Genomic DNA, 18,910 nt, shown 5'->3' with positions numbered 1-18,910 from the left:
CTATTTGCGCGAGGCATAACCGCCGCGGTTGATGCCGTGCCGCTGGAGCTTGTCGTAAAACGTCTTTCTCGGGATGCCGAGCGCCTCAATGGTGCGTCGCACGTCGCCGTCATTGCTCGCGAGCGCGTCACGGATAATCTCGGCCTCGTAGCGTTCCAGCCGCTCGGGCAGCGTGCCGCCGGTCGGCGAGGGGGCAAGGGATGGCGCTCCGCCGCCTTCGACGCCAAGCACCACGCGTTCGGCATAATGGGAGAGTTCGCGAACGTTGCCGGGCCATGGATGCGAGGCAAGGTGGCGGCGCACCGCCTCCGAAAGCGGCGGCACATCGCGGCGGAAGCGCTCGGCGGCGCGGGCGCTGAAGTGGGAAAACAGTAGCGGAATATCGTCGCGACGTTCCCTCAGCGGCGGAATCGAAATGGTCACTACATTCAGCCTGTAATAGAGGTCCTCGCGGAAATCGCCGCGCACCTCGGGGTCGCCAAGGTCGATCTTGGCGGCCGCGACGACGCGCAGGTCGACCGGGCGCACCTCGTTGGTGCCGAGCGGGGTGATTTCACGCATCTCCAGCACCCGTAGCATCTTCACCTGTGTGGCGACAGGCATGCTTTCGATCTCGTCGAGGAAAAGCGTGCCGCCGCTTGCATGTTCGATGCGGCCGGTGCGGCGCTTCTGGGCGCCGGTAAAGGCGCCGGCCTCATGACCGAACAGCTCGCTTTCGATGACGGTTTCGGGCAGCGCCCCGCAGTTCAGGGCCACGAAGTTGCCCTTTCGGCGATGGCTCCACTGATGCAGGATCTGGGCGACCACTTCTTTGCCGCTGCCGGTTTCGCCGGCGACCAGCACGTCGACATCTGTATCGGCGATATGGCGAAGGATCTTCCTGAGATTGTCCATGACGGGCGTTTGGCCGATCAGCGGCAAAGTCTCCTGCGCGTCGTCGGCAGCCTTGCGCAGCATGCGGTTTTCCAGGACGAGCCGCCGTTTCTCGCTGGCGCGGCGCACACTCTGGACGAGCCGGTCGGCGGGGAAGGGTTTGGCGATGAAGTCATAGGCGCCGTCCCGGATGGCCTGGACGGCCATCGGGATATCGCCGTGGCCGGTCATCAGGATGACGGGCAGGTCGGCATCCATGCCCTTGAGCGTGGCGAACAGCTGCAGCCCGTCGATCTCGGGCATGCGGATATCGGTGACGACGGGGCCGGCGAAGTCGGCCGGCAGGTCGGCCAGCGCCGCTTTGGCGCCGTCATAGGCGGAAACGGAGAAGCCGGCGAGTTCCAGCGTCTGGGCCGTGGCGCGGCGCAGATCGCCGTCATCATCGATCAAAGCAACGGGTATGGCCATGTCCATGATCTCAAGCCTTCCTCAGATGAACGATGAACCGGCTGCCGTCGCCATCGCTCTCAACTTCCATTCGGCCGTCGTAATCGCCGACGATATCCTTGGAGATGACAAGCCCGAGGCCGAGACCTTTTTCCTTCGATGTGTTGAACGGCGTGAACAGGCCTTTGCGGATTTCAGGCGAAATGCCGGGGCCGTTGTCGGCAACCGTCAGCGTCACCGTCTCCGCATCGGCCGATGTCCTGACCTCGACGCGCCCCTCTTCGGCCTTCGGCGCCACGGCCTCCAGCGCGTTCTGAAGCAGGTTGATCAGCACCTGCTCGAGGCGGATCCGGTTGCCCATAACCTGCAGTTCGGCAGGCGGCAACTCGATGTCCAGCGTATCCATGCGGCCGGCAAAGCGGCTGCGCAACAGCATCACCGCCCCCTCGATGACGTCCTTCAAGCCTGTCGGCTCGGCGCCGCCGCGGCCCTTGCGGGCAAAGGTCTTCAGCTCCTCGGTAATCGAGCCTATGCGCTCCGTCAGTGCGGCGATGTTCTGAAGATTTTCAGCGGCGGGCGTCGTCTGGCCGCGGTCGAGGAAGGTGCGGGCATTGTCCGCATAGGCGCGGATGGTCGCCACCGGCTGGTTGATCTCATGGGCGACACCGGCGGCAACCTGGCCCAGGATTGCCAGCCGGTTAGCCTGCACCAGATCCTGCTGCACCGCCTGCAGCTTCTGCTCGGTGCTGCGATGACCGGCGATCTCGGCCTGCAGGCGATCCCGCGCCTGGCTGAGATCCAGCGTCCGCTCGGCCACACGCTGTTCCAGTTCTTCGCGCGCCTGCTGCTCCCTGAAAATCCTTAGCGTAATCGTCTGGCGGCGGCGCAACAGGAAGGCTGCGCCGGCCAGGAGCGGCAAAAGCAAGAGCAGCGCCAGCATCCGCGTTTCGCGGACCGCCGCATCGACGGACGGCCCCAATGCAACAAGATGCTGCAGATGCCAGCCCGTCGCAGGGATCGGCATCCCGACATTGAGAAAGCTGGTCTTACCGGCGCCGCCGGGCGTGACGATTTCGACGACATCAAGCCCGTCGCCAAGGTGCCTGATGATATCGAGCGGCAACGGCTGAAGCGGCGCGTCACCGAATTGAAGGCTGTCGCGGATCGCGGTCAGCCCATCCTCGGCAATGCGGCTGATCGTCATGAACCGCCAGGAGGGAATGCTGGTGATGAGGACGATGCCGCGATCGTCGATGACGTAGGACGGGGCGCCCGAGGCATGCCAATCCGCCTCGACATCGTCGAATTCCAGCTTTACGACGACGACGCCCAGGAGACCGTCGCTGCCTGATATCCGCTCGGAAATATAAAGACCGGGCTTCTTGCTGACGGTGCCGAGGGCGAAATGCTCGGCCTGCCCTTGAGCGACTGCGCCCTGAAAATATTCGCGGAAGCGATAGTCGTTGCCGACGAAGCTCGTCGGTTCGCGCCAGTTGCTGGCCGAAACCGCGATGCCGTCCTTGTCGATGACATAGATGACGGCAGCCTTCGTACCGGCGGCCAGTGTCTCAAGCTTCCGGCTCAACTGCTCAAACGTGCCGGCGTCGCGTCCCGCCAGGGCGGCGGCGAGCGCGGTATCTTGCGACAGCACGAAGGGCAGCGCCCGGTATTTCTCCAGGACCGTGCGCAGCAGCGCCACGTTCATCCTCGCATCGGTGCGGGCCTGTTCCTCCAGGGCCGCTTCCGCCCGGCGCCGGCCGACCTCGCCGCCCGCGAAGAGACTTGCAGCGACGGCTGAAAGCGCGAGCACGGCATAGGCCCACCACATTCGGCGAATGCGGTGGTGCAAGGGCAGGGAGGGCCAAAGCCTTTGCGAGACTGACAAGGACATGGCGGATTTGTGCATTTTTCCGCACGAGACGCAAATGGATTTGTGTGGGTTTTCGCATTGGCGGGGTGGGTTGCCGGCCCGACAAAAAACTTTTTTGAAGAAAACACAATCACTTAGGCGGAAGCCGCGAAACTGGCACGGCGATTGCGAAGAACAGCGCAACAACGGCTCAGCTGTTGGATTGAAGCGAACGGCTCGGGAGGCCGGAGTTCGTTCCGGACGAGCCTTTAGGAGGACATCATGATCGCAGCACCACTCGATGCAGTCGCAGACAGCAAGGGCAGCAAGCCCTTCTATTCCCATCTCTATGTCCAGGTTCTCGCGGCTATCGCCGCAGGCATCCTGCTCGGCCATTTCTATCCCGAACTCGGCACGCAGCTGAAGCCGCTCGGCGATGCCTTCATCAAGCTGGTGAAGATGGTCATCGCGCCGGTGATCTTTCTGACGGTGGCCACCGGCATTGCCGGCATGAGCGACCTGAAGAAGGTCGGCCGCGTCGCTGGCAAGGCGATGCTGTACTTCCTGACCTTCTCGACGCTGGCGCTCGTCATCGGCATGGTCGTCGCCAACGTCGTCCAGCCCGGCGCCGGGATGAACATCGATCCGGCATCGCTCGACCCGAAGGCCGTCGCCACCTTCGCTGAGAAAGCGCATGAGCAGAGCATCGTCGGCTTCCTCACGAATATCATCCCGACGACGATCGTCGGCGCCTTTGCCGACGGCGACATCCTGCAGGTGCTGTTCTTCTCGGTGCTCTTCGGCATCGCGCTCGCCATGGTTGGTGAAAAGGGCGAACCGGTCATCAACATCCTCAACGCCCTGACGGCTCCGATCTTCAAGCTCGTCGCCATTCTGATGAAGGCCGCCCCGATCGGCGCCTTCGGCGCCATGGCCTTCACCATCGGCAAGTACGGCATCGGTTCGATCGCCAATCTCGCCATGCTGATCGGCACCTTCTACATCACCTCACTGCTCTTCGTTCTCGTCGTGCTAGGAGCGGTTGCCCGCTATAACGGCTTCTCGATCCTGGCGCTGCTGCGTTACATCAAGGAAGAGCTGCTGCTGGTTCTCGGCACCTCGTCTTCCGAGGCCGCGCTTCCGGGCCTGATGAACAAGATGGAAAAGGCCGGCTGCAAGCGCTCGGTCGTCGGCCTTGTCGTTCCGACCGGCTATTCCTTCAATCTGGACGGCACCAACATCTATATGACGCTGGCAGCCCTGTTCATAGCCCAGGCAACCGGCATCCAGCTCTCCTGGGGCGACCAGATCCTGCTCCTCCTGGTGGCGATGCTGAGCTCGAAGGGTGCGGCTGGCATCACCGGCGCCGGTTTCATCACCCTTGCCGCGACACTCTCCGTCGTGCCCTCCGTGCCGGTCGCCGGCATGGCGCTCATCCTCGGCATCGACCGTTTCATGTCGGAATGCCGGGCGCTGACCAACCTCGTCGGCAATGCCGTGGCGACGATCGTCGTGGCACGCTGGGAAAAGGAGCTGGATACCGCGCAGCTCGCAGCGGCGCTCGGCGGCCAGGCGGAAGAGACGGCTCCGGCGGCCGGGCTGCAACCGGCGGAATAATCGGCCACTCATCAGTCTTGGACATTTGCAACGGCCCGTATCGCACGGGCCGTTGGCTTGTTGATATCTCGTTCTCTACTCGGCTTGTGCCGAGGATCTGCTGCCCTATCGAACGGTGGCAGATGCTCGGGACAAGCCCGAGCATGACGAAAGAGGACTTGGCGGCCGTTTCAGAGCTCCAACGGGCCGTTTCTCGTTCGCGTCAGCCGCGATTGCCGCCGAGAAGGCGGTCGTAAACGGCGCCGATCGCGGTTGCTTCCTTCTCCAGCGCAAAATGCGCCCGGACATGGCGCAGGGCATTCTCGCCATGGGCGATCGCCAGCGCGGGATCTGCGATATAGGGCGCGATCGCCCGTGTAAGCGCCTCACCGTCGCCGGCGGCGACCACCGAGCCGGTCTCGCCCTCGGCGATGAGTTCGGCATAGGCGCCGGCATCCGATGCCACCACCGCCGTTCGCGAAGCCATGGCTTCGAGCGGTGTCAAGCCGAAGCCCTCGTTGCGGGAGGGGGCGACATAGAGCGTCAGGCGGCGATACCAGACTTTGATATCGGGCACTTCGCCGAGGAAGAGGATGCGGTCGCTAAGGCCTGCGGCGGCGACATCGGCCTTGAGCTTGTCGCCGAAGCCCACGTGCTCCGCCGTCACCCGGCCGGAGACGACGGCCGTCCATTCGGGGTGCTGTGGCAAGAGTTCGATCATCGCCCGGACGAAGAGATCGGTGCCCTTCTGATGGCGCACCCGACCGAAACAGCCGACAAGATAGCGGCCGGGCAGACCGGTCGCGGCAATGCCGTCTTCCGCCGTTTCCGGCGGGTGGAACAAGGACAGGTCGACGCCATGCTGGATGACCGTGTGCGGCACCTCGAGGAAGGAGCCGGAGCGGTCGCTGGTCGCAATCACCGCGTCCATGCGGCGGATCAGCCATTTCGTGTAGGCGGTGTGGCGGCGCTGCGCAGCGGAGGTGAAGATGAGCTTCAGCGGCATGCGCAGGAGACGGCGGAGCAGGATGCCGACGGCCATCTCATTGTTGCGGCGGGCGTGCCAGACGCGGTGACGCCGGCGTGCCGGCGGGCGCCAGAGGCTTAAAAGTTGCAGCCATCTCAATTTCGGCAGGTCCTCGGGCAGGCCCGGGCCGAGGGTCGCGATCCGGATGCCGAGCCGGATCTGGCATGGGATGAGCTGGACGATGGTCGACGTGACGCCGGAGAGCCGGCGCTTGAAATTGGGCGCTATGATCTCGACGTCACGCATATCTGGCAAGGGAGGGGTCTCGTTTGTGGCTGGCGATCAGCCCCAGGAAACCTGGAGGATTTCGTAGGCCTTGGAGCCACCGGGCGCGTTGACCTCGATGGAATCGCCGACTTCCTTGCCGATTAGCGCACGGGCGATCGGGGAGGAGATGGAGATGCGGCCGGCTTTGACGTCGGCTTCCTGGTCGCCGACGATCTGGTAGGTCTTTTCTTCCTCGGTGTCCTCGTCGACGAGCTTCACCTTGGCGCCGAACTTGATCTTGTGGCCCGACATCTTCGTGAGGTCGATGACCTCGGCGCGCGCCGTCAGGTCTTCCAGCTCGCTGATGCGGCCTTCATTGTGGCTCTGGGCTTCCTTGGCAGCGTGATATTCGGCGTTTTCGGAAAGGTCGCCATGGGCACGGGCTTCGGCGATCGCCTCGATGATTCGGGGGCGCTCCTCCTGCTGACGCCAGCGCAGTTCTTCCTGCAGCTTGACGAAACCACCCTGTGTCATCGGTACCTTTTCAACCATTTTTCTGTCCTTCACTCCTTGTATCGGCACGTCAGGCGCAAACACAAAAGAAAACAGGTCCCGAAGGGGAGCTTCGGAACCGTGCCACAATCCTAGTTAAGTGCTTATAGCAGATCGCCAAGGCCGATTTCCAGAAAATTCGGATAAACGCAACGCAACCCCCCCGATAGCAGGTGATGCGCCTGAAAATCGGGCAGCGGCGAATGGGCCCTGATTGACATCGTAAATTAGAACATATAGTGAACATAGGAATGAAGAAGTCGCTTGCCGAACGCTTGGCCATCCTGTCCGATGCCGCGAAATATGACGCTTCCTGCGCCTCCAGCGGCACGGTGAAACGCGACTCGGGCACAAGAGGCGGGCTCGGTTCGACCGAGGGATCCGGCATCTGCCATGCCTATGCGCCCGATGGGCGATGCATTTCGCTCCTGAAGCTCCTGCTGACCAATTTCTGCATTTACGACTGCGCATATTGCGTCAATCGCTCGTCGAGCAATGTCGAACGGGCGCGTTTTACGCCGGAGGAGGTGATCTGGCTGACGCTGGAATTCTACCGCCGCAACTATATCGAAGGCCTCTTCCTTTCCTCCGGCATTATCCGTTCGTCCGATTACACGATGGAGGAGATGGTCCGCATCGTGCGCGAACTGCGGGTGACGCATGATTTCCGCGGTTATATCCATCTGAAATCGATCCCCGAGGCGTCGCCGCGGTTGATCGAGGAGGCGGGGCTTTATGCCGACCGGCTGTCGCTCAATATCGAGCTGCCGACGGATAACGGCATCAGCCGTTTCGCGCCGGAAAAGAAGCCCGCCAATATCCGGCGATCGATGGCTCATCTCAGGCTGAAGATCGAGGCCGCCGGCGAGCCGACACTGAAAAGCAAGAAACGCCAGCGTTTTGTCCCGGCCGGGCAGAGCACGCAGATGATCGTCGGCGCCGACGGCGCGAGTGACGCGACCATCCTTGCGACCAGCGGCCGGCTCTATAGCAGCTACGGCCTCAAGCGCGTCTATTATTCCGCCTTCAGCCCGATCCCGGATTCGTCGAAAAACCTGCCGCTGATCAAGCCGCCGCTGATGCGCGAACATCGGCTCTATCAGGCCGACTGGCTTTACCGTTTCTATGGTTTCGGCATCGACGAGATCACCGCCAATCAGGCGGGCGGCATGCTCGATCTCAACCTCGACCCGAAGCTTGCCTGGGCGCTTGCCAACCGGGCCGAATTCCCCGTCGATATCAACCAGGCTGAGCGTGAACGGCTGCTGCGTGTGCCCGGCCTTGGGACGAAGACCGTCAAAGCGATCGTTTCGGCGCGCCGCTTTCGCCGTCTGCGGCTCGATGATCTCTCGCGGCTCGGCGTTTCAATCAAGAAGGTCCAGTCGTTCATCTCGGCGGAAGGATGGTCGCCGCGACGGTTGATCGATAGGCCGGATCTTCGCGCCATGTTCGAGCCGCAGCCTGAACAATTGTCGTTGCTGTGATGCGCCGGGTCGTGCTCGCAGGACGCGGAGATCTTGGCGAATGGCGTGATGCCGCGCGCGCCTTGGCGGCGGCTGGCATTTTGCCTGAGGAGATCGAGTGGCGCGAAAAAACCGCAGAGGCCGATCTTTCCTTTCAACGCGACGCCATGCCGCCGGCGCCGGCGGCATCACGCAAGCCGATGACAGTACCGCCCACCTTCATCGAGCTCGCCGAGGCGGTGCTCTGCCATTCCGATCCGGCGCGCTTCTCGCTGCTTTATCGCCTGCTCTGGCGGCTGCAGTTGGACCGGCAGCTGCTTGAGGTAACGTCCGACGAGGATGTCGTGCGTGCCAGGCTGATGGCGAAAAACGTGCATCGCGACGCCCACAAGATGACGGCCTTCGTCCGCTTCAAGGAGGTTGGCGCTGTTTCCGCAGGGCGGCGAAAATTCATCGCCTGGTTCGAGCCGGACCATCATATCGTCAGGCAGACGGCGCCCTTCTTCCAGCGACGTTTCAACGACATGGACTGGCTGATCGCAACGCCCAAGGGGTCGGCCGCCTGGAACGGCGAGCGGCTGACGATCGCCGATGAACCCTGCGAAAAGCCCAATCTCAGCGATGCCACCGATGAGCTCTGGCGCACCTATTACGCCAATATTTTCAATCCGGCCCGGTTGAAGGTGAAGGCGATGCAGGCGGAGATGCCGAAGAAATATTGGAAAAACCTGCCGGAGGCCGATCTCATTCCCGGCTTGATTGCATCGGCCGAAAGCAAGGTGCGGGAGATGGCGGCAAGAGAGGCAACGCAATCCTTGCCTTTTCACGACCGGCTGCAGCAGGCTGCGCGCAATCTTCCCGCCGAGCCCGAGCTTCCGGCGGGCACGCTGGAAGCGCTGCGCACAGAGGCTGCCGTTTGCACGCGCTGTCCGCTTCACGCCAATGCGACGCAGACGGTGTTCGGGGAGGGGCCGCGCGATGCGGAGGTCGTGTTCGTCGGCGAGCAGCCGGGCGATCAGGAGGATATTGCAGGACGCCCCTTCGTCGGTCCGGCGGGCAGGCTTTTCGATCAGGTAATTGCGGAGGCGGGCATCGATCGGTCGACGCTTTACGTCACCAATGCCGTCAAGCATTTTAAATACGAGCCGCGCGGCAAGCGGCGCATCCACCAGAAGCCCACTACGGGCGAGGTGAAGCATTGCCGCTGGTGGCTCGATCTGGAATTGGCGCTCGTCAAGCCGAAGCTGATCGTTGCCATGGGGGCGACGGCGCTTGCGGCGCTGACCGATTTGAAAGGCCGCCTTCAGGACGTCAGGGGAAAGGCAATGGCGATCGAAGGAGGGCGCACGCTCTTCGTCACGGTACATCCGTCCTATCTGCTGCGCATTCCCGACGAACGGCTGAAGGCGGAGGAGATGGCGCGCTTTCGCGAGGATATGATGAGAATTCAGCGACTTATGAGGCCGGCCGCATAAGTTGATTCTGGTTGAACTCAGCGTCGGCGCTCAAGGAGCGCAGACGCAGTTCCAGTTCATACTCTCTTGCGGACGCAAAAACGCGGCACGGGTTTGCTGGAATTGCCCTGATCTCAGGCAAAGTAGCTCTGCAGCGGCCGCACTTCCAGATTGCCGGCCTTCAGCGCCTTGATCGCCTGGGCGGCGGCCTCGGCACCGGCCATCGTCGTGTAATAGGGCACCTTCTGCATCAGCGTCGCGCGGCGCAGCGACTTGGAATCCGAGATCGCCTTGTTGCCGTCGGTGGTGTTGATGACGAGCTGGACTTGGCGGTTGCGGATCGCGTCCTCGATATGCGGGCGGCCTTCCAGAACCTTGTTGATCTTGGTGGCGGTGATGCCGTTTTCGCCGAGGAAGCGGGCGGTGCCGCCGGTCGCCAACACCTTGAAGCCCTGTTCGACGAGGATACAGATCGCCGGCAGCACGCGCGGCTTGTCCTCGTCGCGCACCGAGACGAAGACCGTGCCGTCACGCGGCAGTTCGACGCCGGCGCCGAGCTGCGACTTGGCGAAGGCCAGCGCAAAATCGGTGTCGAGGCCGATGACTTCGCCGGTCGAGCGCATTTCGGGCCCAAGCAGCGTATCGACGCCGGGGAAACGGGCGAAGGGGAAGACGGCCTCCTTGACGGCGATATGCGTGAGCTTGCGCGGATCGGGCTTCGTGCCGTAGGCGGCAAAGGTCGCGTCGAGCTTCTCGCCGGCCATGACGCGGGCGGCGATCTTGGCAATCGGCGCGCCGATCGTCTTGGCGACGAAAGGCACGGTGCGCGAAGCGCGCGGGTTGACCTCGAGCACGTAGACGGTGCCGTCCTTGATGGCGAACTGAACGTTCATCAGGCCGCCGACATTGAGCGCCTTGGCCATGGCCTTCGCCTGACGCTCCAGCTCGTCGAGCAGCTCGACGGGCAGCGAGCGCGGCGGCAGCGAACAGGCGCTATCGCCGGAATGGATGCCGGCTTCCTCGATATGCTCCATGATGCCGGCGACATAGACATCGGTGCCGTCAGAAAGGCAGTCGACGTCGACTTCGATGGCGTGGGTGAGGTAGCTGTCGAAGAGCAGCGGGTTCTTGCCGAGCAGGGTGTTGATCTGGCCGGTCTTGTCGTTGGGATAACGCTGCTTGATGTCTTCAGGCACCAGTTCCGGCACCGTGTCGAGCAGGTAAGTCTGCAGCTGGCCTTCCGAATGCAGGATCTGCATGGCGCGGCCGCCGAGCACGTAGGACGGGCGCACGACCAGCGGGAAGCCGATTTCGGCAGCGACGAGACGTGCCTGCTCGACCGAATAGGCGATGCCGTTGTTCGGCTGGTTGAGGTCGAGCTTCATCAGAAGCTTCTGGAAGCGGTCGCGGTCTTCGGCGAGATCGATCGCATCGGGCGCGGTGCCGAGGATCGGGATGCCGTTCTTTTCCAGCGCTTCGGCAAGCTTCAGCGGCGTCTGGCCGCCGAACTGGACGATGACGCCGACGACTTCGCCCTTTTCCTGCTCGGCGCGCAGGATTTCGATCACGTCTTCCGCCGTCAGCGGCTCGAAATAGAGGCGGTCCGACGTGTCGTAGTCGGTCGAGACGGTTTCCGGGTTGCAGTTGATCATGATCGCTTCATAGCCCGCATCCTTCAGCGCGAAGGCGGCGTGGCAGCAGCAATAGTCGAACTCGATGCCCTGGCCAATGCGGTTCGGGCCGCCGCCGAGGATGACGACCTTCTTGCGGTCCGAAACCTCAGCCTCCGAGCGGGCGGCGCCGACGAAGGGCGTCTCATAGGTCGAATACATGTAGGCGGTAGGCGAAGCGAATTCGGCGGCGCAGGTGTCGATGCGCTTGAAAACGGGGCGGACGTTCAGGCCGTTGCGCAGTTCGGCAACTTCCTTCGGGCGCTTGCCGGTCAGCGTCGCCAGGCGCGCATCGGAAAAGCCCATGGCCTTCAGCATGCGGAGGTTCGCCGCATCATTGGGGAGGCCATGCTCGCGGATGCGAGCTTCCATGTCGACGATATTCTTGAGTTCGGCGATGAACCAGGGGTCGATCTTGCAGCCTTCATGCACCTCTTCGATGCTGAGACCCTGACGCAGCGCCTGGGCGACCATGCGCAGGCGATCGGGCGTCGGCGTGCCGATGGCGGCGCGGATGGCGTTCTGGCTGGATTCGCCTTCTTCGAAATCGGGGATCTCGATCTCGTCGAGACCGGTCAGGCCGGTTTCGAGGCCGCGCAGGGCCTTCTGCAGCGATTCGGCGAAAGTGCGGCCGATCGCCATGACTTCGCCGACCGATTTCATCGCGGTGGTCAGCACCGGCGAGGCGCCGGGGAATTTCTCGAAGGCGAAACGCGGGATCTTGGTGACGACATAATCGATCGACGGCTCGAAGGAGGCGGGCGTGGCGCCCCCAGTGATGTCGTTTTCGAGTTCGTCGAGCGTATAGCCGATAGCGAGTTTGGCGGCGACCTTGGCGATCGGGAAGCCGGTGGCCTTGGAGGCCAGCGCCGAAGAGCGCGACACACGCGGGTTCATTTCGATGACGACGAGGCGGCCGTCCTTCGGGTTGACGGCGAACTGGACGTTCGAGCCGCCGGTCTCGACGCCGATCTCGCGCAGCACCGCGATCGAGGCGTTGCGCATGATCTGGTATTCCTTGTCGGTCAGCGTCAGCGCCGGAGCGACGGTGATCGAATCGCCGGTATGGACACCCATCGGGTCGATATTCTCGATCGAGCAGATGATGATGCAGTTGTCCGCTTTGTCGCGGACGACCTCCATCTCATACTCCTTCCAGCCGAGCACCGATTCCTCGATCAGCACTTCCGTCGTCGGGGATGCATCGAGGCCGCCGCCGACGATCTCGAAGAATTCCGAGCGGTTATAGGCAATGCCGCCGCCGGTGCCGCCGAGCGTGAATGAGGGGCGGATGATGGCGGGCAGGCCGACATGGTCGAGCGCCTGGGCGGCGATCGCCATGGCGTGGTTCAAATAACGCTGCTTGCGGTCGCTCTCGCCGAGGTTCCACTGGTTTTCCAGTTCGTCCAGCCCCTTGTCGAGGTCGGAGCCCGAGAGGCTTTCGCGCAGCTTGCTGCGCTCGGCCTCGTGCGTCTTGCGGTCGAGGTCCTTGATGTCGGTCGCGTTCGCCAGCATCGAGCGCGGCGTTTCCAGGCCGATGCGGGCCATCGCCTCGCGGAACAGCGCGCGGTCTTCGGCCATGTCGATAGCGGCGGGCTTGGCGCCGATCATTTCGACATTGTAGCGATCGAGCACGCCCATGCGCTTCAGCGACAGCGCTGTGTTCAGCGCCGTCTGGCCGCCCATGGTCGGCAGCAGCGCGTCCGGGCGCTCCTTGGCGATGATCTTGGCGACGACCTCAGGGGTGATCGGCTCGACATAAGTGGCGTCGGCCAAGCCCGGATCGGTCATGATCGTCGCGGGGTTGGAGTTGACGAGGATGACGCGGTAGCCTTCCTCCTTCAGCGCCTTGCAGGCCTGGGTGCCGGAATAATCGAACTCGCAAGCCTGGCCAATGACGATCGGTCCCGCGCCGATGATGAGGATCGATTTGATGTCTTGGCGCTTCGGCATGGGCGATATCCATTGTCTGGCTGCGCAAAAAGCCGGCCAGGGTGGGAGATCACCGGGTCGGGTCGCGCATTGAGGGTCTTTTCAGGCTAGAAGCGGCTTATAGGCAAATGTATTTGCAAACGGAACCCCATAAATCGCGGAATCGACAGGAATCCGGATATGGCGTGAAAGCTATTTCCCGTCCGGCACGACGAGCACCCGGATTTCGCCGCCGCGCGCCGGATTGGTGATAGCTTCCGGGGCCTCATCGAGCCCGATCCGCCTGGATATCAGCGGCTCGACCTTGATCCTGCCGGAGGCGATGAGGTCGGCGGCGCGGCCATGGGTGAAGGGGTTGACGAAGGAGCTTATCAGCGCGACTTCGCGAAACAGCAGATCGAAGGGTTCGACCTCGATGATTGCGCCCTGCGGCATGACGCCCAAAATGACGGCGGTGCCGCCGCGCCGCGCAAGCCGGGGCGCCTGCTGCATGGTCTCGGCCACGCCGGCGCATTCGAAGACGACATCGGCGCCGCCGGGCAGCAGTCCGTCTTCGGCGATGATGCGGGCAACGATGTCGCCGTCCCCGGGATCGGCCGTTGCCGTCGCGCCGAGGCTTTCGGCCAGCTGCCGCTTTTCGGCACTGCGAGTCACCAGCACGATGCGGGTCGCACCGGCAAGCCGTGCCAGCTGAATCGTCAGCAGGCCGATGACGCCGCCGCCGAGCACGATGGCCGACGCGCCGGTTTTCAACCCGGCGAGATCGACACCATGGATACAGCAGGCCAGCGGCTCGCAGAAGGCGCCGTGGAGCGGATCGAGATCGGCCGGCAGAGCGAAGGCCTAGCTTTCGGGCATGCAGACATATTCGGCAAAGCCGCCGTCGCGGTGGATGCCGATCGCCTGCAGCTTCCGGCAGAGATTGACCCGGCCGCGCCGGCATTCCTCGCAGCCGCCGCAAGAGATGTTCGGATTGCCGGTCACGCGCATGCCGGGGAGAAAGTCGGTCACGCCCCTGCCGACCGCCTCGACGATGCCGGCAAATTCATGGCCGAGCGTCACCGGCGGCTTGGAAGGAAATTCGCCACGGAAGATATGGCGGTCGGTGCCGCAGATGCCGCAGGCCTCAATGCGCACCAGCAATTCGCCCGGCCCCGGCACGGGCTTGCCGATCTCGCAGAGCTGCAATTTTCCGGTTGCTTCCAGGCGTACGGCCTTCATCGGCCTATCCTCCCGAATTCTTCTCCTGATCAGGAAGAGCCAAAGCGGGAGTCCCGTCAAGCGCTTAGGGCGCCTTCTTTATCTGAAGCGGCGTGCCGATCGGCTGCGCGCTCGCCATGATCGTATGCCCCAAAGAGCTGGCCTGTCGCCCGATGAAGTCGCTGGAATTCCGGCTAACGACGGATATATAGATTCCTGAGGTAAGAAGCATGGGCATTGTCGGGGAGAACGAAGATGGAATGGAGAGGCCGGCGTCAGTCCGACAATATCGAGGATCGCCGCGGCGATCCGGGCGGCCGCGGTTTCGGTCGCGGCGGCGGCTTCAACTTTCCTTCCGGCGGCGGCGTTCGCCGCGCCGGCGGCGGCTTGAGCATCGGCACGATCATCTTTCTCGTCGTCATCTATTTCATCTTCAAGATGATGGGCGTCGATCTGCTGCAGGTGCTCGAAACCGGCGGCATGTCGAGCGGCCCCGGCTACGAACAGAGCCAGTCCGAAGGAACACGCACGCCAGCCAACGACGAGATGACCGCTTTTATGCGCACCGTTCTGGCAGAGACCGAGGATACATGGAACGGCATCTTCCAGGCACAGGGCCAGAATTACGAGGAGCCGCGCCTTGTGCTATTCTCGGGACAAACGCAATCGGGCTGCGGCTTCGCCTCAGCCGCGTCCGGGCCGTTCTATTGCCCAGGTGATCACAAGGTCTATCTCGACACGGATTTCTTCCAGGAACTCTCCGACCGGTTCGGCGCTTCGGGCGATTTCGCCGAAGCCTATGTCGTCGCCCATGAGGTCGGTCACCACGTGCAGAACCTCCTCGGCATCCTGCCGAAGTTCAACGAGGCCCGCCGGCGCATGAGCGAGGAGCAGGCCAATGAGATGTCGGTGCGCGTCGAGCTGCAGGCCGATTGCTTCGCCGGCATCTGGGGCAAATATACCCAGCAGAAGGGTCTGCTGGAATCCGGCGACCTTGAGGAAGCACTGAATGCCGCCCAACAGATCGGTGACGATACGATGCAGAAGCGGTCGCAAGGTTACGTCGTGCCCGAGAGTTTCAACCACGGCACCTCGCAACAACGCGTCAGATGGTTCAAGCGCGGCTTCGACAGCGGCCAGCTGTCGGCTTGCGATACATTCTCAGGACCGGTTTGAGGTTGCTTAGCTAAGGTTTGCGCGTGCCGCCCCCTCATCCGCCTGCCGGCACCTTCTCCCGCTGGGGAGAAGGGAATCGCCGCGGCGCCCTTCGTTCTTAGAGAACCTGTGATGAATGAGGACAGCCGGCTTGCTTCCTCTGCTCCCCAGCGGGGGAGAAGGTGGCCCGAAGCGTCGGATGAGGGAGGTACACGGCAGGACGCTCGTTTTCGTCCTTCGCCCCGTCTTCACTATCTCTCACTATCCATATGCCGCAGCATATGTTCGGGATAACGATCGCCGGCAGCAGCGCGTCGTCGCAGTGATTGCAAGGGAGCCGACCACCCCACCGCGCCCGGCGGTTGAGGGATTTCATAAACTTCCCGTGCAGCCGCATCAAAAACTTTGAAATGTTCACGTATTGTTTCGTGTTTCTTTCTGAGTTATGTCACCTTAGCGGCGACGGGATCGTCTTTTCAGAAACAATTGCTGTAGAGATGCGTCATGCTTGACCCGAAATTCGTTCGCCGCGGCCTTTTCCTGGTCTTCATCATCCTCTTCCTCGACATTATCGGCATCGCCATCATCATGCCGGTGCTGCCGGCCTATCTGGAGCAACTGACCGGCGGCAGCGTCAGCGATGCGGCAATCGACGGCGGCTGGCTGATGCTCGTCTATGCCGGCATGCAGTTCCTGTTCGCGCCGCTGCTCGGAAACCTGTCGGACCGTTTCGGCCGCCGGCCGATCCTTTTGTTGTCGGTGCTGACCTTTGCGATCGACAATTTCATCTGCGGCATCGCCACCAGCTTCTGGATGCTGTTTGTCGGCCGCGTGCTTGCCGGCATCAGCGGCGGCAGCTTCGCCACATGCTCGGCCTACATTGCCGATATCAGCACCGAGGAGAACCGGGCGAAGAATTTCGGGCTGATCGGCATCGCCTTCGGCGTCGGCTTCACCATCGGCCCTGTTATCGGCGGCGTTCTCGGCGAGTTCGGACCGCGTGTGCCGTTCCTTGGCGCGGCAGCGCTGTCGCTTCTCAATTTCATCGCCGCCTGCTTCCTGCTGCCGGAAACGCTGGAAGCGAAGAACCGCCGCCGCTTCGAGTGGAAGCGCGCCAACCCGCTCGGCGCGCTTCGCCAGATGCGCCACTACCCCGGCATCGGCTGGGTCAGCCTCGTGATGTTCCTGTTTTTCCTGGCGCATGCCGTCTATCCCTCCGTCTGGTCGTTCGTCTCGACCTATCGTTACGGCTGGAGCGAGGGGCAGATCGGCCTGTCGCTCGGTATCTACGGGATCGGTGCTGCGCTCGTCATGGGGTTCGTCCTGCCGCGGATCGTGCCCCTGCTCGGCGAGTGGAAGACTGCTCTCCTCGGCCTGTGCTTCTCGGCTGCGGGACTGACCGGCTATGCCTTCGCCTGGGAGGGGTGGGTCGTCTACGTCGTCATCGTCGCGACCGTCATCGAAAACGTCGCCGATCCGCCGCTGCGCAGCATCGCCGCCGGCAAAGTGCCGCCTTCGGCGCAGGGCGAGCTGCAGGGCGCGCTGACCAGCATCAGCAGCATCACCACCATCGTCGGGCCGCTGATCTTCACGCAGATGTTCGGCTATTTCACCCGGCCCGAGGCACCCGTCACCTTTGCCGGTGCGCCTTATCTCACCGCCGCCGTGCTCATCCTGCTGGCCGCCGGTGTATTCCTCACCAGGGTTAGGATCCGTGAGCCGGCCGAGGCGCTGGAAGCGGCGGGCTGATCAATCAGAAATAGTGATGTCATGATGAATTTTTCATCATCTTCCCGTTCTGGGGTAGTTCTTTGCGAGGCTTTGATCTAAGTCCGAATGATATTTTGCCGCTTCATTACGCGGCGTCGCAGATTTCAATCACAGGACTGGTGTCATGGACACGCCGATCGACGCGCGCAGGCTTGCGCCGACAAACGATAACCGTTGGGGCGCACATTTCCGTGCGACGCTGGCGCTCGGCATTCCGCTGATCGGCGCCCAGCTCGCTCAGTTGGGCATCCACACCACCGATGTGATGATCATTGGCCGCCTTGGCGCCGAGCAACTGGCGGCCATGGTACTGTCGGCCCAGTTCCTGTTCACGATCCTTATCTTCGGCTCGGGCTTTTCCATTGCCGTCATTCCGATGGTGGCGCAGGCCTATGGCCGCGGCGACGTCGTCTCGGTGCGCCGATCGCTGCGCATGGGTCTGTGGGTGGTGATCGGATTCTGGATCATCGCGCAACCGGCCTTTTTCAATGCGGAACAGATCCTGCTTTTTGCACAGCAGAAGCCGGAGGTGGCCAGGCTCGCCCATGGCTATATTCTGATTGGCCAATTCGGCGTGCTGCCGGCCCTCCTTTTCAACGTGATGCGAGCCCTCGTCAGTGCCATCGGCAAGGCGGGCATCATCCTCAACGTCACGATCGTCACCCTGGTGATGAATGCTATCTTCGCCTACGCCCTCGTGCTCGGCCATTTCGGCTTTCCGGCCATGGGGCTCGAGGGTGCGGCGATCGTCTCGGTGGTCGTACAGACGGCGGGCTTCCTCTTCATCCTCGTCTTTGTCCAGCGGCGGGAGGAGACGCGGCGCTACGAGATCTTCGTGCGGTTTTGGAAGCCGGACTGGCACGCGCTGCTGGAGGTCATCCGGCTGGGTTTCCCGATCAGCGTCACCGTGCTTGCCGAGGTCAGTCTGTTTACGGTCGCGTCGCTTCTGATGGGTTATATCGGCACCATCGAGCTCGCCGCGCATGGCATCGCCCTGCAATGGGCTTCGATCGCCTTCATGATCCCGCTCGGTCTCAGCCAGGCGGCGACAGTGCGCATCGGCGTCGCGCACGGGCAGGGCGATCACGACGGGCTGGTGCGCGCTTCGATCATGGTTGTTGTCATTGCATGCGCCATCTCGGCGGTCGGATCGGTCATCTTCGCCACCATGCCGCAATTCCTCGGCAGCTGGTTCCTCGACGTCAACTCGCCCGAGGCGCCGCAAGTGCTGGCCTATGCCGGCCCGCTGATCGTCGTTGCCGGGCTTTTCCAGCTCGTCGACGGGCTGCAGGTGATCGCCAACGGATTGCTGCGCGGCCTGAAAGATGCGCGCGTGCCGATGATCATGGCGCTGATCGCCTATTGGCCGATCGGCTTCCTCCTCGCCTGGGCCTTTGCCTTCCCGCTCGGCTTCGGCGGCATTGGCATCTGGTTCGGCTTCCTCGTCGGGCTGGCGGCTGCCGCCGTCATGCTCTGCGCACGCTTCTACCTCCTGCTTCGCCGGGAGGGAGCGACGGCCGGCGCTTGAGCCGGCCGTCTTATCCTCAGGCCGCGAACGACTTGTAGCTGGCGATATCGCCTCGAATGCCGAGACGTGCAAACATTTTCCTGCGGATCGAAAATCGCTGCCTTATCGGCGGCTGCCATGGCCGCCTGCGCGTGCTCGACGGCTTGGGAAAGCACTCTGTCGAGTCAGTATTCCGGAAGCGGCTTTC

Annotated in this window: 11 protein-coding genes and 1 pseudogene; 6 read left to right on the top strand and 6 right to left on the bottom strand. The window is 62.9% G+C overall.

What is annotated here, in order from left to right; translation table 11 throughout:
* Both A7X77_RS18530 and A7X77_RS18525 read right to left on the bottom strand, forming a co-directional pair.
* The gene (locus A7X77_RS18530) at positions 1-1,347 is read right to left on the bottom strand and encodes a sigma-54-dependent transcriptional regulator (protein ID WP_064684312.1); all 1,347 of its coding nucleotides are present in this window, start codon (positions 1,345-1,347) and stop codon (positions 1-3) included.
* Between the two features lie 4 nt (positions 1,348-1,351).
* Positions 1,352-3,226: a sensor histidine kinase gene (locus tag A7X77_RS18525; protein WP_064684311.1), complete on the bottom strand. Its 1,875-nt coding sequence runs from the start codon at positions 3,224-3,226 to the stop codon at positions 1,352-1,354.
* Positions 3,227-3,451: 225 nt separating this feature from the next.
* Here A7X77_RS18525 and A7X77_RS18520 point away from each other — a divergent pair, with 225 nt between their 5' ends.
* Positions 3,452-4,786 carry a dicarboxylate/amino acid:cation symporter gene (locus A7X77_RS18520; protein ID WP_064684310.1) on the top strand — a complete coding sequence of 445 codons (1,335 nt, stop codon included), beginning with the start codon at positions 3,452-3,454 and terminating at the stop codon, positions 4,784-4,786.
* 202 nt (positions 4,787-4,988) lie between these two features.
* Here the strand turns inward: A7X77_RS18520 and A7X77_RS18515 are convergent, their stop codons facing one another.
* Positions 4,989-6,047 (bottom strand): glycosyltransferase family 4 protein, encoded by a 1,059-nt coding sequence (locus A7X77_RS18515; RefSeq protein WP_064684309.1) that lies wholly within the window; start codon positions 6,045-6,047, stop codon positions 4,989-4,991.
* Positions 6,048-6,074: 27 nt separating this feature from the next.
* Entirely contained in the window at positions 6,075-6,551 is a 477-nt protein-coding gene (gene greA / locus A7X77_RS18510) for a transcription elongation factor GreA (protein WP_010028762.1), read from the bottom strand.
* A 251-nt stretch (positions 6,552-6,802) separates the two neighbouring features.
* Here greA and A7X77_RS18505 point away from each other — a divergent pair, with 251 nt between their 5' ends.
* Positions 6,803-8,035, top strand: coding sequence for a putative DNA modification/repair radical SAM protein (locus A7X77_RS18505; protein ID WP_064684308.1), 1,233 nt, complete (start codon positions 6,803-6,805; stop codon positions 8,033-8,035).
* Positions 8,035-9,489, top strand: a complete 1,455-nt coding sequence (locus A7X77_RS18500) for a UdgX family uracil-DNA binding protein (RefSeq protein WP_064684307.1) — start codon at positions 8,035-8,037, stop codon at positions 9,487-9,489. Before A7X77_RS18505 ends, A7X77_RS18500 begins: the two co-directional genes overlap by 1 nt.
* A 113-nt stretch (positions 9,490-9,602) precedes the next feature.
* Here A7X77_RS18500 and carB read toward each other — a convergent pair whose 3' ends face one another.
* Both carB and A7X77_RS18490 read right to left on the bottom strand, forming a co-directional pair.
* Positions 9,603-13,091 (bottom strand): carbamoyl-phosphate synthase large subunit, encoded by a 3,489-nt coding sequence (gene carB / locus A7X77_RS18495; protein WP_064684306.1) that lies wholly within the window; start codon positions 13,089-13,091, stop codon positions 9,603-9,605.
* A gap of 171 nt (positions 13,092-13,262) precedes the next feature.
* Positions 13,263-14,291 (bottom strand): annotated as a pseudogene (locus tag A7X77_RS18490) (zinc-dependent alcohol dehydrogenase family protein).
* A gap of 234 nt (positions 14,292-14,525) precedes the next feature.
* Here A7X77_RS18490 and ypfJ point away from each other — a divergent pair.
* From ypfJ to A7X77_RS18475, 3 genes are all read left to right on the top strand, one after another.
* Entirely contained in the window at positions 14,526-15,446 is a 921-nt protein-coding gene (gene ypfJ / locus A7X77_RS18485) for a KPN_02809 family neutral zinc metallopeptidase (protein WP_064684305.1), read from the top strand.
* 483 nt (positions 15,447-15,929) lie between these two features.
* Entirely contained in the window at positions 15,930-17,174 is a 1,245-nt protein-coding gene (locus tag A7X77_RS18480) for a TCR/Tet family MFS transporter (RefSeq protein ID WP_064684304.1), read from the top strand.
* A 145-nt stretch (positions 17,175-17,319) separates the two neighbouring features.
* Entirely contained in the window at positions 17,320-18,723 is a 1,404-nt protein-coding gene (locus A7X77_RS18475; protein WP_064684303.1) for an MATE family efflux transporter, read from the top strand.
* Positions 18,724-18,910 lie beyond the last annotated feature (187 nt).

The organism is Rhizobium bangladeshense, assembly GCF_001662075.1.
Taxonomy (GTDB): domain Bacteria; phylum Pseudomonadota; class Alphaproteobacteria; order Rhizobiales; family Rhizobiaceae; genus Rhizobium; species Rhizobium bangladeshense_B.
Note: the sequence above shows the minus strand (reverse complement) of the source record. Positions and strands in the feature narration are given on the sequence as shown.

Bases quoted from the DNA above. Each gene is read 5' to 3' on its own strand.
- A7X77_RS18530 (WP_064684312.1), bottom strand. From the start codon at position 1,347: ATGGACATGGCCATACCCGTTGCTTTGATCGATGATGACGGCGATCTG.
- carB (WP_064684306.1), bottom strand. From the start codon at position 13,091: ATGCCGAAGCGCCAAGACATCAAATCGATCCTCATCATCGGCGCGGGA.
- greA (WP_010028762.1), bottom strand. From the start codon at position 6,551: ATGGTTGAAAAGGTACCGATGACACAGGGTGGTTTCGTCAAGCTGCAG.
- A7X77_RS18475 (WP_064684303.1), top strand. From the start codon at position 17,320: ATGGACACGCCGATCGACGCGCGCAGGCTTGCGCCGACAAACGATAAC.
- ypfJ (WP_064684305.1), top strand. From the start codon at position 14,526: ATGGAATGGAGAGGCCGGCGTCAGTCCGACAATATCGAGGATCGCCGC.
- A7X77_RS18525 (WP_064684311.1), bottom strand. From the start codon at position 3,226: ATGCACAAATCCGCCATGTCCTTGTCAGTCTCGCAAAGGCTTTGGCCC.
- A7X77_RS18480 (WP_064684304.1), top strand. From the start codon at position 15,930: ATGCTTGACCCGAAATTCGTTCGCCGCGGCCTTTTCCTGGTCTTCATC.
- A7X77_RS18500 (WP_064684307.1), top strand. From the start codon at position 8,035: ATGCGCCGGGTCGTGCTCGCAGGACGCGGAGATCTTGGCGAATGGCGT.
- A7X77_RS18520 (WP_064684310.1), top strand. From the start codon at position 3,452: ATGATCGCAGCACCACTCGATGCAGTCGCAGACAGCAAGGGCAGCAAG.
- A7X77_RS18505 (WP_064684308.1), top strand. From the start codon at position 6,803: ATGAAGAAGTCGCTTGCCGAACGCTTGGCCATCCTGTCCGATGCCGCG.